General features: G+C 61.8%; 10 protein-coding genes and 1 pseudogene. 6 read left to right on the top strand and 5 right to left on the bottom strand.

Annotated features, from left to right (window positions below):
* Window positions 1-200: 200 nt before the first annotated feature.
* Window positions 201-509, bottom strand: a complete 309-nt coding sequence (locus tag IPG63_18335; GenBank protein MBK6729124.1) for a hypothetical protein — start codon at window positions 507-509, stop codon at window positions 201-203.
* A 405-nt stretch (window positions 510-914) separates the two neighbouring features.
* Between IPG63_18335 and fdhF the strand changes: the two are divergent.
* Window positions 915-3,601: pseudogene (gene fdhF, locus IPG63_18330) on the top strand (formate dehydrogenase subunit alpha).
* 528 nt (window positions 3,602-4,129) lie between these two features.
* Here the strand turns inward: fdhF and IPG63_18325 are convergent.
* Window positions 4,130-5,218, bottom strand: coding sequence for a DNA-binding protein (locus IPG63_18325; protein MBK6729123.1), 1,089 nt, complete (start codon window positions 5,216-5,218; stop codon window positions 4,130-4,132).
* 444 nt (window positions 5,219-5,662) lie between these two features.
* Between IPG63_18325 and IPG63_18320 the strand changes: the two genes are divergently transcribed.
* The 4 genes from IPG63_18320 to IPG63_18305 are packed head-to-tail and all read left to right on the top strand — an operon-like array spanning window position 5,663 to window position 10,001.
* Window positions 5,663-6,697: a patatin-like phospholipase family protein gene (locus IPG63_18320; GenBank protein ID MBK6729122.1), complete on the top strand. Its 1,035-nt coding sequence runs from the start codon at window positions 5,663-5,665 to the stop codon at window positions 6,695-6,697.
* Window positions 6,681-7,850: a hypothetical protein gene (locus tag IPG63_18315; GenBank protein ID MBK6729121.1), complete on the top strand. Its 1,170-nt coding sequence runs from the start codon at window positions 6,681-6,683 to the stop codon at window positions 7,848-7,850. The genes IPG63_18320 and IPG63_18315 overlap by 17 nt, the downstream gene beginning before the upstream one ends.
* Before the next feature lies 1 nt (window position 7,851).
* Window positions 7,852-9,525 (top strand): ThiF family adenylyltransferase, encoded by a 1,674-nt coding sequence (locus IPG63_18310; GenBank protein MBK6729120.1) that lies wholly within the window; start codon window positions 7,852-7,854, stop codon window positions 9,523-9,525.
* Window positions 9,501-10,001: a Mov34/MPN/PAD-1 family protein gene (locus IPG63_18305; protein ID MBK6729119.1), complete on the top strand. Its 501-nt coding sequence runs from the start codon at window positions 9,501-9,503 to the stop codon at window positions 9,999-10,001. The genes IPG63_18310 and IPG63_18305 overlap by 25 nt, the downstream gene beginning before the upstream one ends.
* Window positions 10,002-10,277: 276 nt before the next feature.
* Here IPG63_18305 and IPG63_18300 read toward each other — a convergent pair whose 3' ends face one another.
* The 3 genes from IPG63_18300 to IPG63_18290 all read right to left on the bottom strand — a co-directional run bounded on the left by IPG63_18300 (window position 10,278) and on the right by IPG63_18290 (window position 12,112).
* A complete protein-coding gene (locus IPG63_18300; protein ID MBK6729118.1) occupies window positions 10,278-10,718 on the bottom strand; it encodes a hypothetical protein in 441 nt (146 codons plus the stop codon).
* Window positions 10,719-10,925: 207 nt separating this feature from the next.
* Window positions 10,926-11,330 (bottom strand): hypothetical protein, encoded by a 405-nt coding sequence (locus tag IPG63_18295; protein MBK6729117.1) that lies wholly within the window; start codon window positions 11,328-11,330, stop codon window positions 10,926-10,928.
* A complete protein-coding gene (locus IPG63_18290) occupies window positions 11,330-12,112 on the bottom strand; it encodes a hypothetical protein (GenBank protein ID MBK6729116.1) in 783 nt (260 codons plus the stop codon). Before IPG63_18290 ends, IPG63_18295 begins: the two co-directional genes overlap by 1 nt.
* Window positions 12,113-12,234: 122 nt before the next feature.
* Here IPG63_18290 and IPG63_18285 point away from each other — a divergent pair, with 122 nt between their 5' ends.
* Complete coding sequence (locus tag IPG63_18285) at window positions 12,235-12,495, top strand: helix-turn-helix transcriptional regulator (GenBank protein ID MBK6729115.1); 261 nt, start codon at window positions 12,235-12,237, stop codon at window positions 12,493-12,495.
* Window positions 12,496-12,552: the final 57 nt, after the last annotated feature.

Below are 12,552 nucleotides of genomic sequence, written 5' to 3'. Positions count from 1 at the left end.
GAAGGGAAGAGCGTGGGTGGCCTTATGCCGAGAGCCCTCACCTGGCCCCAGGGCCACCTTCTCCGGGGGAGAAGGAAAGACGCGGGACGAGGCGAAGCGAGCGTTTGACGAGGCGATTCTGGAGCGATTGGTGGCGTTGAATGCCGAGCGGGCGGTCGAGGAAGCGCGCGTGGGGCTGGTGCGTTGGTTGCGGCCTGAGTTCAGAACTCTGGCGTGGGCGCGAAGCCGCAGCAGGTGGAGATCGACACCGCGGCGATGGAGGACGAGGCGCCGGTGGATGGCGCCGTGGCGGTGGGGGCAAACCGCAGCCGTGGCCGAAAGATGCGATCGAGCAGGTGCGCGCCGTGGCCGATCTGCTGGCGGCGAGACCGGCGCCGCTGACGGTGGACGAGATCGCCGCGCGCTTCAGCGGTCGATGGCCGGCGGAAACGGCTACCGCAGCTGTTGGACATGCTGGTCGCGCTTGGACGCGCGCGGCAGGACGGCGAGGGCGCGTTCCACTTCGGCATGCGTTGATCGGGCACGGAGCGAGTCGCGCGCTTGACGAAGGTCAGTGCCGGCCGCGGCCATGGGCGGCAAGCTCGCGGCCTTTCCATCAAGCGGGGGAATTACCATGGATTTCAAGGCAGGGTCTGGAATGCGGTCACTGCGTGGCGGCGATCGAGAAGGCAGTGGCGAAGTTCGATCCGACGGCGGTGGTGGAAGTCGAGATCGAGTCCGGTACGGTGCGCATCAGCGGACTGATCACGGAAACCCAGGCGCGGGCAGGCGATCGGCGATGCCGGCTACCAGGCCTAATTCATGGGTGGCCCGGCCAAGGCTGAGCGCTGCTGCGGCTGTTGCGCCTGATCCATGGCCGCCGGTGCCGCGCCGGCAGTTGCGTCCAATGACCTGAAAGCCCGACGATGCGCGGCATGAGTATCCGGGCCGTGATCGATGGTGTGGCGCACGAGTTCCCTTCCGGCCTGAGCGTGCTGGAGGCGCTGCGCAGCATCGGCGTCGAATTGCCGACGCTGTGCCACGACCCACGCCTGGAACCGGCGGGCCAATGCTGGGCCTGTTCGGTGGACATCGCCAATGCGCCGGGCGAAGCATTTCGAACACGACCCTCATGCCGCGAGCCGTTGCGCGATGGCAGCAGCATCCGCAGCACCCATGCCGCGCTCGACCGGTTTCGTCATGACCTGATCGGACAACTCGCGGCGCGCGTCGCGCCCGACGAGCAGGCGCGCTTCCCGGACAAGGCCCTGCACCGCCTGCTGCGCGAACACGGCATCGCCGGCAGCGCGCCGGCATCGCCGCCGGCGTCGATCGACACCTCGCATCCGTACATCCGCGTCGACATGAGCCGTTGCATCGCCTGCAGCCGCTGCGTGCGCATCTGCGAGGAAGTGCAGGGTGAGTCGATCTGGCATGTGTTCGGTCGCGGTCCGGACCTGCGTATCGCGACCGCAGGCGACGTGCCGCTGGCCGCGAGTGCTTGCGTCGGCTGCGGCGCCTGCGTCGATACCTGTCCGACCGCTGCGCTGACCGATGCCAGTGCCTGGCACGATCCCATCGCCGAGACCTGGACGCGCACCACCTGTGCCTACTGTGCGGTCGGCTGCGAACTGCAGGTCGGCGTCGCCGACGATCGCATCGTCAGCGTGCGCCCGGCGCTCGATGGTCCATCGAACCGCGGCCATGCCTGCGTCAAGGGCCGCTACGCGCACGGCTATGTCGATGCCGGAGACCGTGTCACCACGCCGATGCTGCGCCGTGATGGGCAGTGGCAGCGCGTCGACTGGGACGAGGCCGAAAGCGAAACGGTGGCACGGTTGCGCGGGCATCCTGGCCAAGTACGGACCGGACTCCGTCGGCGTGCTCTGCTCTGCGCGCGGCACCAACGAAGAAGCATTCCTGACGCAGAATTCGCGCGCCTCGTGCTCGGCACCAACAACGTCGACGGCTGCGCCCGCGTCTGCCACATGCCGAGCGCCGCGGCGCTGAAGCGCGTGCTCGGTACCGGCGCCGCAACCAACAGTTTCGATGACATCGAGCAGGCACGCTGTTTTCTGGGGTCGGTGCCAATCCGCTCGCGAACCACCCGGTGGTGGGCGCGCATCCGTCAGCAGGTGCGCCGCGGCGCGCAGCTGATCGTCATCGATCCGCGCCGCACGCCGCTTGCCGAAATCGCCAACGTGCATCTGGCGCTGCGCGCGGGGCAGCAATGTGCCGCTGCTGAACGCGCTGGCACACGTGCTGGTGGTCGAGAACCTGGTCGATCGCGCCTTCGTCGCGGCGCGTGTCGATGACCTGACGAGTTCGTGAACTTCATCGCCGACTGACGCCAGAGCGCGTCGCGCCGATTTGTGGCGTCGGCGCTGCCGATATCCGCAAGGCGGCGCGCCTTTACGCGGAACATATGCCGGCGATGTGCGTGCATGGTCTCGGGCTGACCGAGCATGTGCAGGGCACCGAGGAGTGATGGCGCTGATCAACCTGGCACTGCTCACCGGAAATCTGGGCCGTGCCGGGGCAGGGGTGAACCCGTTGCGCGGACAGAACAACGTCAGGGCGTGGCGGTGATGGGTTGCGAACCGGATTCGCTGACCGGCGGCGCCAGTCTCGCCGACGCTCGACCACGCTTCGAGGCACGCTGGGTGCGCCCGTTCCGGCGCAGCCCGGCCTGAACGTGCTGGGCATGATCGACGCGGCACGTGCGGGGCGCTTGAAGGCCCTGTACGTGATCGGCTTCGACATTCTGGCGAGCCTGGCCAACGCCCGCGAGACTGCGGCGGCCTTGGCCCAGGCGGAGCTGGTGATCGTGCAGGACCTGTTCCTCAACGACACCGCGCGCGAGTTCGGGCACATCTTTCTGCCAGCGGTCACCAGTTTCGAGAAGGACGACACCTTCATGAACTCGGAGCGGCGCATCCAGCGCATTCGTCGCGCCATCACACCGCGTGGTCACGCGCTGGATGACGCCACCATCCTGGTGCGTCTCGCTGCAGCCTTCGGCCACGGCACGCAATTCCCGAGCGCCGATGCGCAGCAGGTGTGGGACGAGGTACGCGAACTCTGGCCGGCCGGCGCGGGCATCAGCTATGCGCGCATGGAGCAGGGCGGAATCCAGTGGCCGTGCCGCGACGAGGCCCATGCCGGCACGACCATCCTGCACACCGAGCGCTTCGCCCACGGACCACGCGCCAGTCTGCGTCGCATCGACTACCACCCGACGGTCGAATCGATCGACGACGAGTACCCGTTCCTGCTCAGCACCGGCCGCGACCTGCACCAGTTCAACGTCGGCACCATGAGCGGCCGCACCGCGCAGAATCGACTTCGCCCGACCGACACCCTCGACATGCACCCGCAAGACGCCACCGCACTCGGCCTGCACGACGGCCAGGACCTGCGCGTGACCAGCCGCCACGGTAGCGTGGTGCTGCCACTGCGCCTTAGCGACGGCATCGTGCCCGGCCAACTGTTCACCACCTTTCACGACCCGGCCCGCGCCGTGAACCAGCTCACCGGACCAGCCCGCGACAACATCACCTCAGCGCCGGAATACAAGGTCACCGCGGTGCGGGTGGAGGGGATGCCAGCACGTGCAGCGTGAGGAACCAAGGTCGAGTGACCGTGGGTTACTCTGTACTAGACATAATATACATTGTGCGCTGATTGCGGCCGTTCAGATCGCTGCCAGCGACTGGTCCAGATCGGCGATCAGTGCCGCAGGATCTTCGAGTGTTCACTGCGGACAATTCTGGGCAATGCCGGCGGATAGTCTGGGCGACTGACGCGAACAACTCTGCACAACGATGAACGCAGGCGGAAAAGTCTGAGCTGGCGTGAACGCCAAGCGGAAAGATCTAAGCACTCGTGGACAGCATTTCGAACCCGACCTACCAATCGCCGCGATCAGACCGCCTCCAACTGTTTATCGCGCCCACCAATCTTCTCGGACAGTTTGCCAGTCGCTTCTCCTCGCAAACGGATCTCATCCCAGACCCCGCATCACTCAGCCACCGGGCCCGGTGCTGACTGTAATCCCGCTAGATGAGGGACGGCCGGGAATCGGAAGAAATCCAGCCGTTCGGGTCTAACTCTTTGACTTGACGACCTTTCATGACGAAATGCCGATCGGTCATGTCGTCACGTCCGAACCTGAGCCTTCAAGCTGCAGCTGACCGGTGTTTTCGTCGTGCTTGGCAGTCACTTGTTTCCCCTTTCGTGCCGGCGGGTTTGCTTGATGTGCCAGTGCTGCTTCCATACCTTCGAGTTTGGCTGCGACGCGCGTCTTCTCGATCTCGGCTGTGCTCAACTCTTGCGTCAATTGACGGGAGCGCTTCCGCTCGCTGTCGAGTTGTTCGCGCAACGCGGTGGCCTCAGCGATCGATTTGGCCGCCTGCTCCTCCAATGCCGTCATTCGTGATGACAGCGGGCGTAGTTCCGACAGCTCTTGCTGCAGCTGATATTGATCACGCTCTAATCCCTTGAGCGTTTGCTGCGCCTGGGTAAGTTGCTCGGTCAGGCGGCCGTTGTCCCGATTCAACTGCAGCAGATCGGCATTCTTTGCAGCCAACTGATCGCCAGCGTTGCGCAGTTCTCCCTGGAGCGCCTCGAGTGCTTGTTCGTGCTGGCGATGTTCGCGATCGCGCTGTTCCTTGGAGGACGTTCGGAAGTGTTCCAGGCTGTCGCGCGCATGCCGGTGTTTCTCTTCCAGCGACTGCAATTGGGTGTCATGTTCCTGTGCGCGCTTCTCGTGCCCTGCCACGCGCTCTTCCAATTGAGCCAGCTGGATGCGGGCCTGCTGCAGTTCGGCGGCTGTTCCTGCGTGCTTGGTGCTCTCGTCGACCAGGTGTTGCTCAGTTCGCTGCAATGCGATTCGAAGCTCCCCCGATTCCTTGGCCGCCAGCTCGGTCCGTGCCTCAGCTTCCTTCAGCTTGAGCGCATTGGTGGCCGTTTGCTCCGCCAAAACGACATCGGTTTCCGCATGCAGTTGTTCTGAAAGACGTTGAACGAGCTGCTGGAGCGCGTCGCTGACGGCAACCTTGGTGCCGGTTTGCGGCGGCTCTTCCGCCTCCAGTTCTCGGAGGTACCGGTGGATCGTCGTACGTGAGCCGGTGTTACCCAGCTCGGCGCGCACGCCATCGATCGTTGGGTTCTTGCCTTGGTCGAGCAAGGCACGCCGCGCCTTCTCGACGTCGGTCCGGTATACGCCGCCACGTGCCATATCGCCCTCCGCTTATTGCGTACTGTGGTATGTACTGTGATGGTATGTACTACGATACGGTGAAATATGGAACACAAAGGACATTTCTAAGGCGGGATAATCCTGAATTATCCCGCCTTAGCTGTCCCAACGACGCTTTTCCGGCCCGTTGCGGTACGAAATCGCCAGCGCTGAGCGACGCGGAATCCATGCCACGCAGAAAGGACGATCGCCGGCACCGGCCGCGACGAAGATGGACCCGCTCACGCCCTACTTGAAAAGCGTGACGCCGTCCACATTTTGTGCCGCGCGACGAAAAGAACACAACATGATGGGGAAAAACTGACACGTCGCGGGAATTGAGACAGACCAGCATTAGGGTCTGCGACCACCGAGGTGCGGGTACCCCGGCGATCAGAGCGGCCAAGTGCGGCCGGCCCGCCGGCGATCACCGAGGGGAAACCTATGTCCGAACCTGACCCGCAAGAACGATTTCAGATCCTCGCCCTCTCGGGCGGCGGCTATCGCGGACTTTTCACAGCTCGCGTCTTGGCCGACATGGAACAGTCCATCGGCGCACCCATCGCCACTCGATTTGACCTGCTGGCCGGAACTTCGATCGGCGGAATTCTGGCCTTGGCTCTCGCGCTCGAAATTACAGCGGACCGCATGGTCAGGTTGTTCGAAACGAAGGGCGAACAAATTTTTCAGCGTCGCCGCTCGCTCGGCGGACTGTGGCGCGCGCCTTATGCCCAATCATCGCTGTATCAGCTGCTGTGCGGCCCAGAACTCTTTGGGGAAAACACCGTCGGTGCCTGCAGACACCCGGTGCTCGTACCGGCGATCAACTACACCACGGGCCGTCCCGTGGTCTTCAAGACACCCCACCATCCGAACTTCGTCACGGATCACAAACATCGTATGGCGGATGTCGCACTCGCGACCAGCGCTGCTCCCGGATTTTTCCCGAGACACGTGTTCAATAACTGTCAGTACATCGACGGTGGGCTGTTTGCGAACGCGCCGGGGCTACTCGGCGTGCATGAAGCGCGTCATTTCATGAAGCAGCAGCGTGGCGATATTCATGTCGTCGCCATTGGCACGATGTCCGCGAAGTACACGGTGGACCCCCGCCGCAACCGCGAAGGCGGCACCCGCGATTGGGGTGGATGGTGGCCGCCCAACACCGCCAAACGACTCTTCGGCGTCGCGATTTCCGCTCAAGAATCGCTGGTCGACAATCTTCTGCGCCATCAACTCCCAGCCGGTCACTACCACCACGTCGACGAGGACTTGACCGACGAACGAGCGCGCGCAGTAGCACTCGACAAGACTGATGCGGCAGCGAGGGAAGTCCTGCTCGGCTCCGCTGCCGAACGATCAAAAATCTGTCTGGGCGACGCTGGCGTTCGCGCCGTCCTGAATCACATTGCCCCGACGCCGACCTTCTATCACGGCCCATATGCGGTCCAGGGAGTCAGCCATGCTCAAGTTGAATAAGTTGTTTTTGAACGACGGTCACAGCGAAAGCTTCGACGAAAAGCTGCCGCCAAGCGCCGAACAGCGTCGCGTGTTGGTTGAAGCAAAGAATGCCATTCGTGACCGACTCCGTGAGCGAATTCGCGCGGCTTCGACGACGGTGTTGGGCATGGCGCACATGGTTAGTCCTCGCTTTCGCACGCAAGGCTCATGGGCGTACCGAACATGCATACAACCGTCGCACCAGCAAGAAATGGACTGGGACTTCGGCGTCTACTTGCCCGTCGCAGTCTGGGCGGACAATGGCCCGCCGGCACCCATGGCAAGGTTGTACTTCCAGTTGGTCGAGAAGGCACTGCAGCAGCTCTGCACAGAACGCGGCTGGAGCCTGATCGGCGACAAGGCGACCTGCGTGCGCGTGAAGATTGCGACGTGGGCGCACATCGACGTACCGCTTTACGCTGCATCCGAAGACCAGTTTCTGCAGGTCGCCGAGAAAGCGCTGGCCAGCGCTCAGAACAGCACGAGTTTCCGCGAGGCTGCTGTGCTGAGCGAGAGTGCCGAGGCCGGCGAAATGCCGGAAGCTTTCTGGGAGCAGATGGAAGGAATCTACCTCGCTTGTCGAAGTGGCGAATGGCGTGCATCCGATCCCGAAGCGGTTGCCCTCTGGTTCACCGATCGCGTCGCGGACCACGGCGAGCAACTTCGCCGCGTTTGTCGATATGTGAAGGCATGGCGAGATCACCAATGGCCGAACGGTGATGGACCTAGTTCTGTCGCGTTGATGATCGCGGTCACGCAGACATTTCAATTCAAGCCGCGTCGCGATGACCTGGCCTTGGAGCACGCGGCCTCCACGCTCGTCCACGCGCTCGCTTCGAACCTGCATGAGCCCGGCATTGATGCTGGCGCTGAGGACTTCAATCGGCTCGATGCATCGCAACGCAGCGCCGCTTCCGTCTTGGCAAGAAATCTGGTTACACGTTTGAACGGGGCACGCAGCCATTCGTACGCGATGCGACAAGGCGCCGTCGATACGGTCCGTCAGCTGTTTGGGCAACGCATCCCGAACGATGTAAGCCTCATCGATACCGACGATGGCGCCGATATCGTTCGCTACACGCCGGCAGCGGCCGTGTTCGCACCGACCGTGCAGGCAACCAAGGCGGGCTAACTTGAATTCGCGCATCGGCGTCGCGCTGACCTTCTTGCGGAACGCAGGGTTTCGATCGACCGCTGCGCCGCGAGGACGACGCTACTTCGATGGCGAGCTCAAGTGTCGGGCGGGAACCGTGCCAGTTCGCCTTCAGATCACGGATTGGGACTTTGTTTCGTATCCCGCCATCCATCTCCGGGAGCGACCGGTCTTCCTGTCATCGGTCTCACCCCATCTGTTCGGCACCAACGGGCTGTGTTACTTCGCGGCCCGATCGGTGATTTTGGATCGCTACCGACCCGAGGTTGCGTTGTCACAATGCCTCGAACAGGCGCGTGACGTTCTGGACCGTTTGTGCAGCGATGCAGACTATCGCCAGCGTGAATTCGAAACGGAATTCGGCGCGACCTGGATGCTTGGGCAATTGCCGATACCCGTCTCTCTGTTATTGGGTAGTGTGGGCGCGCACGACGAGGAAGCGAGTTGCTACTTCCTGGATGGCCAGAACCACGCGTTCGTGTCCACCCAACCGCGAGAAGTGGACGGCTTCTGCAAGGCTCGAGGCTGGTCGAAGCAGACATCCCGCATGACTTGTTGGCTGTTGAGGGCAGCCTCTCCTCCGACGCTGCCCGCCGCAGAGCTGCCAAAAACCGTGGCTCAGATGTTCGCTTGGTTCCGATTATTGGGACGCGATGCATATCAGCGTCTTCAGACCATTCTCGGTAAGCCCGAATACCTAGCGTCATCCACGGCGATGTTTCTGATCCATTCGCCGGCAGGTTGGTTCGGATTCACCATCAAACTGGACCAGGTAAAACGCACCGCATACAAGCGTCGGCCGACGCGATATCGGCAATTCCTGCACAACCACGGTCATGAAGTGGCGGTGAGTCGGCTCGCTGTCACCGAGGTCGGATCTGATTTTGTGCACAGCCGAAACCTGAGTTTTCCCAGCTTGAAGGATCGCAGAATCACGTTGATTGGATGCGGCGCCATCGGCGGCTACCTGGCACAGGCATTGGCGAAGCTCGGAGCCGGCTCTGGCACGAAAGGCCGACTCACGCTGATCGATCCGGACGTGCTCGCTCCCGGAAATCTAGGGCGTCACTATCTCGGAATCGACCACCTCTACGCTAAGAAACCCGAAGCGCTCAAGGCTGCCTTGCTGCAACAGTTTCCGGCGCTGACGCTCATTGCCGAGCCGCGATCGGTAGACTTCGCAAAAGATCTCAGCGGCGACCTGGTGATCAATGCGACCGGCGAAGAAGCACTGTCCGAAGCGCTGAACCACTACCACACGCTGTTGCCTTCGAGATCCAGACCGCCGATGTTGCATGTATGGATTCTAGGAAACGGCCAGTGTGTTCAGGCCCTATGGGTCGACCGGAAGAAGTTCGCTTGCTATCGCTGCTTGCGTCTGCCTGATCTGGAACGAAAGCCCCGATTCGAACCGCTTCGAGAGCCGACCCAAACCAGAGTGCTCGGCTGCAATGCCTTTACGCCGTACGCAGTCTCGGCCCCGATGTCGGCGGCCGCATTGGCCATCGACATGACGGCGGGTTGGCTGCAAGGCGATCCTGGACCACGTTTTCGAACTCGCTTCGTTGAGGCGCAGGCGGTCCGAGAGATCAAGAACCAGAACTTATCCCCGCTATCAGGATGTCCGGCATGCTCGACTACGCGCTCCGGCTAAATCCATTTGACCCGTTGGGCATGGTGCTCGTGGAAGGCGTTGTACTGCAGCGGATCGACGCATTTCGCCAGCACCGCGCTCACGATTCAGAAGCAGGCGGCATCTTGCTCGGTTACAGGAGAGGCGCGCACCTACATGTCACTGACGCCACTCGACCGCAACCCCACGACAAACGCAGCCGATTCCAATTCGAACGACGTGATGCCTTCCATCAAGCGTATGCTTTGGACCGATGGCGCGAGGCGCACGGAGCGCTCGACCACATCGGGGAGTGGCATTCACATCCGGAATCAACCCCAATGCCGTCGCCTCTGGATCGGAGCGAATGGCGAAAGATATGTGCAGCCCGTGTCGATCTTATGGTCTTCATGATTCTGGGTGACCGCACTGAAGACTGGCTCGGTGTCGGATCTGCAGTCGACGCAAGGAAATGCCTCGATCTGTCCTGTCGCGACGATGACCAACGGGAGGCTTGAGCACTCACACTCGTGTTGAATGAATTGAACAAGCCTTGGCCCTTAATTGAAAAAAGCACAGCCGTTTCTACGTAAGCTGGCGTTTCATAGAGGTTTTCTAACTTTCGACCCATCAGATCGGCTTTTACTCGTTCGCATCAGAAAGCCAGGCACACAACTCCCGCCTGATCCTCGTTGCCGGATCTTGGCCAATTTTGCCCAACGCCCAAGAATGTAAAGTTACGGAATTGAAGGCCTTTGCATGACGGAGTTAAGGAGCCGCTGCGCTGCAACCCCTCAGTCGCTGCCAGGATCCAGGCCTACCGGTCTCAGCAACTCGCGTATCCGAGGAATGTCGCTGGCGAGTACGGCATTCATCAGATGGTCCTTGATGGGCAGCACTTCGGGTCGATTTCTGATCGCGTGGTCGAGTGCGATGAGTCGCCGCATTCGAGCGTCGCGCTCTGGCGTGACGGCCGCCGGAAACAGCCCTGTTGCGCGCGCGCGACCGGACAGGTCCAGGTAAGCCGCGGACTGCGCCGCGTTCAGTCCAATCGAATCCGCCGATTGAGCGTACTGGTCGACGAGCGCGTACAAGACCGCATGAACGTGTGGCTCCGCAGGCGGCAACGTCGGGGTACTTGGAACATAAGCACCTACACCTTGAGGAATCTCGATTGTCGAAAGCGTTTCGATCAACTTTTCGGCCAGCGCTTCCACCGCCGCGACGTCGCCCATATCGGGACCGAATCTGGGGGGCCATGTCATGCGGAGGTGTTGCTCACTCAAGATGTGTCCACGGCAGCTCGCCCGCAGCAACCATGCACACCGCTCTTGTTCGTGCTCGGGATGAAATGCCTCGTAAAGCACGTCGCCTTCTCGAATTCACTCCACTTGATCAATGCAAGCCTCCATTGCAACGACTGCTTTGAGATGACCGCGCACTCACAGCGCAGCCTCATCTGGTTTTCCGAATCGCTGTCCGGATTCAGCAGCAGATTCAGTCCTGCCTTTGCGGCTCGCGAGAAACGCAGGCGCATGCGACGAAATAAACTCGTGCATCACGCCGCGATACCGCAGCGCATCCGGTGAAAGCGCAAGACCCAGCGTGCGAGCGATCGCCATGGCGAATTTGGTTTGTGCCTCAGACGGTGGTCGGAGCGCGTAGTCGACGACCGTCGGCAACAGAGCACCCAGCGCCTGGCTCAACCATTGCGCGAACGCATCAAATCCACCGTTGGATACGCACCGCGCCATCTGCAGTTCGAGAAGTTCGTGTTCGGCGTCCGGGAGCACGAGCTCGACGGTGTATCCCGTCTCGGCATCGATGGCGTGCAGGAAAACAGCCATCAGCGACTGGCCTCGATTGCGGCCACCGACGGTACTTCAGTCCAATAGCGGTGTCCTAGGGGAATGGCGGCCAGGAAGCTGCGCAGAAGCAGCGGCTGGCGCCATGCAGTACTGGGAACCCATTCAGACGCCAGCGGCTGATGCCGACGCAGCCAGCGCGCCTGACGTCGGATCTCGCACACGATGGCATCGATGCACTGCTTTGCGTCGCCTTTCGTGCGCAGGAATGTGGCTGCGCCTTCTTTCAGTCCGAGCCAAAGTACGGCTCGGCGCTGCGCGAGACACAGTTCCTCAAGCTCTGACTCAGTTCGATCGACCAAGGCACGTGCCCAGGTTGGCTCCATTTGGTGCCGTCGCAGAAGGTGCGCGCCGTAGCTTTCGAATTCTGCATCGGCTAGGCGTTGCCACAGCCACAGCGCACCCTCGGTCGCGCCGTCAGCAACCCGCTGCCGGATACGCATAGCGAGGTGGTGTCGCATCACGCCCCGCTCGAGCGGATCGGCGAGGTAAGCCCAGGTGATTGGGTCATAGATGGCCCTGGCCTGTCCCCAGACCAGCCCTTGAGGCGCGTCCTCAAGCAATTTCAGGACCTGCGCCTGGCGCAGGCGTCCGGCCAATTCGAACGTGAATCTCAGGGTTGAAGAAATTGGCGCGTGATCGTCGCGAGACGACTCGAACGATGCCAAAGCCAGCAGATCGACTAGCTCAAGCGCATCGATGCGATCAGCGAGGGAACCTTGGTGCCGGGATGAGAGGGTCGGTTGAGTCGTGTCATTGGACAACCGATTCGGCAGGTGACCTCAGGTGACGACAGCCTAACAGCCGCCGTTCTGGCTGGCTACATAGTTTTCGTGTAACCCGATATCCGGGTCTAGTGTCCGGGTCGCCCTGAGAAACGGCGACTATCTTGGCCAAGACAATCCATCGGAACGAATACCGGCAACTGGTTGATGTGCTGCGGAAACGCAGAGAATCGAAGGGGCTGTCCCAGGGCGAACTTGCCCGTGAACTCGGTTGGACGCAGCAGAAGGTGTCCTACGTCGAGACGGGCGCTCGTCGGATGGATGTACTGGAGTTCATTTGGATGGCCAAAGCGCTCGGGATCACCCCAGTGGGTGCTTTTCGCCAGGCGGAAAAGCTCGCGCTGGCGATGGCTCGGAAATAGCCGGATTCGGCGTCATCGCACAGCACCCGTGGCAGGCGATAAGTCTGCTTTTTGCCA

The sequence above is a fragment of the Lysobacterales bacterium genome (assembly GCA_016703225.1).
GTDB lineage: Bacteria > Pseudomonadota > Gammaproteobacteria > Xanthomonadales > Ahniellaceae > JADKHK01.
The sequence above is the reverse complement of the archived record's forward strand: the minus strand, read 5'-3'. Positions and strand labels throughout refer to the sequence as shown.

Coding starts and splice junctions, on each gene's coding strand:
- IPG63_18300 (MBK6729118.1), bottom strand. CDS start 10,718: ATGGGCGACGTCGCGGCGGTGGAAGCGCTGGCCGAAAAGTTGATCGAA.
- IPG63_18325 (MBK6729123.1), bottom strand. CDS start 5,218: ATGGCACGTGGCGGCGTATACCGGACCGACGTCGAGAAGGCGCGGCGT.
- IPG63_18315 (MBK6729121.1), top strand. CDS start 6,681: ATGCTCAAGTTGAATAAGTTGTTTTTGAACGACGGTCACAGCGAAAGC.
- IPG63_18320 (MBK6729122.1), top strand. CDS start 5,663: ATGTCCGAACCTGACCCGCAAGAACGATTTCAGATCCTCGCCCTCTCG.
- IPG63_18335 (MBK6729124.1), bottom strand. CDS start 509: ATGCCGAAGTGGAACGCGCCCTCGCCGTCCTGCCGCGCGCGTCCAAGC.
- IPG63_18305 (MBK6729119.1), top strand. CDS start 9,501: ATGCTCGACTACGCGCTCCGGCTAAATCCATTTGACCCGTTGGGCATG.
- IPG63_18295 (MBK6729117.1), bottom strand. CDS start 11,330: ATGGCTGTTTTCCTGCACGCCATCGATGCCGAGACGGGATACACCGTC.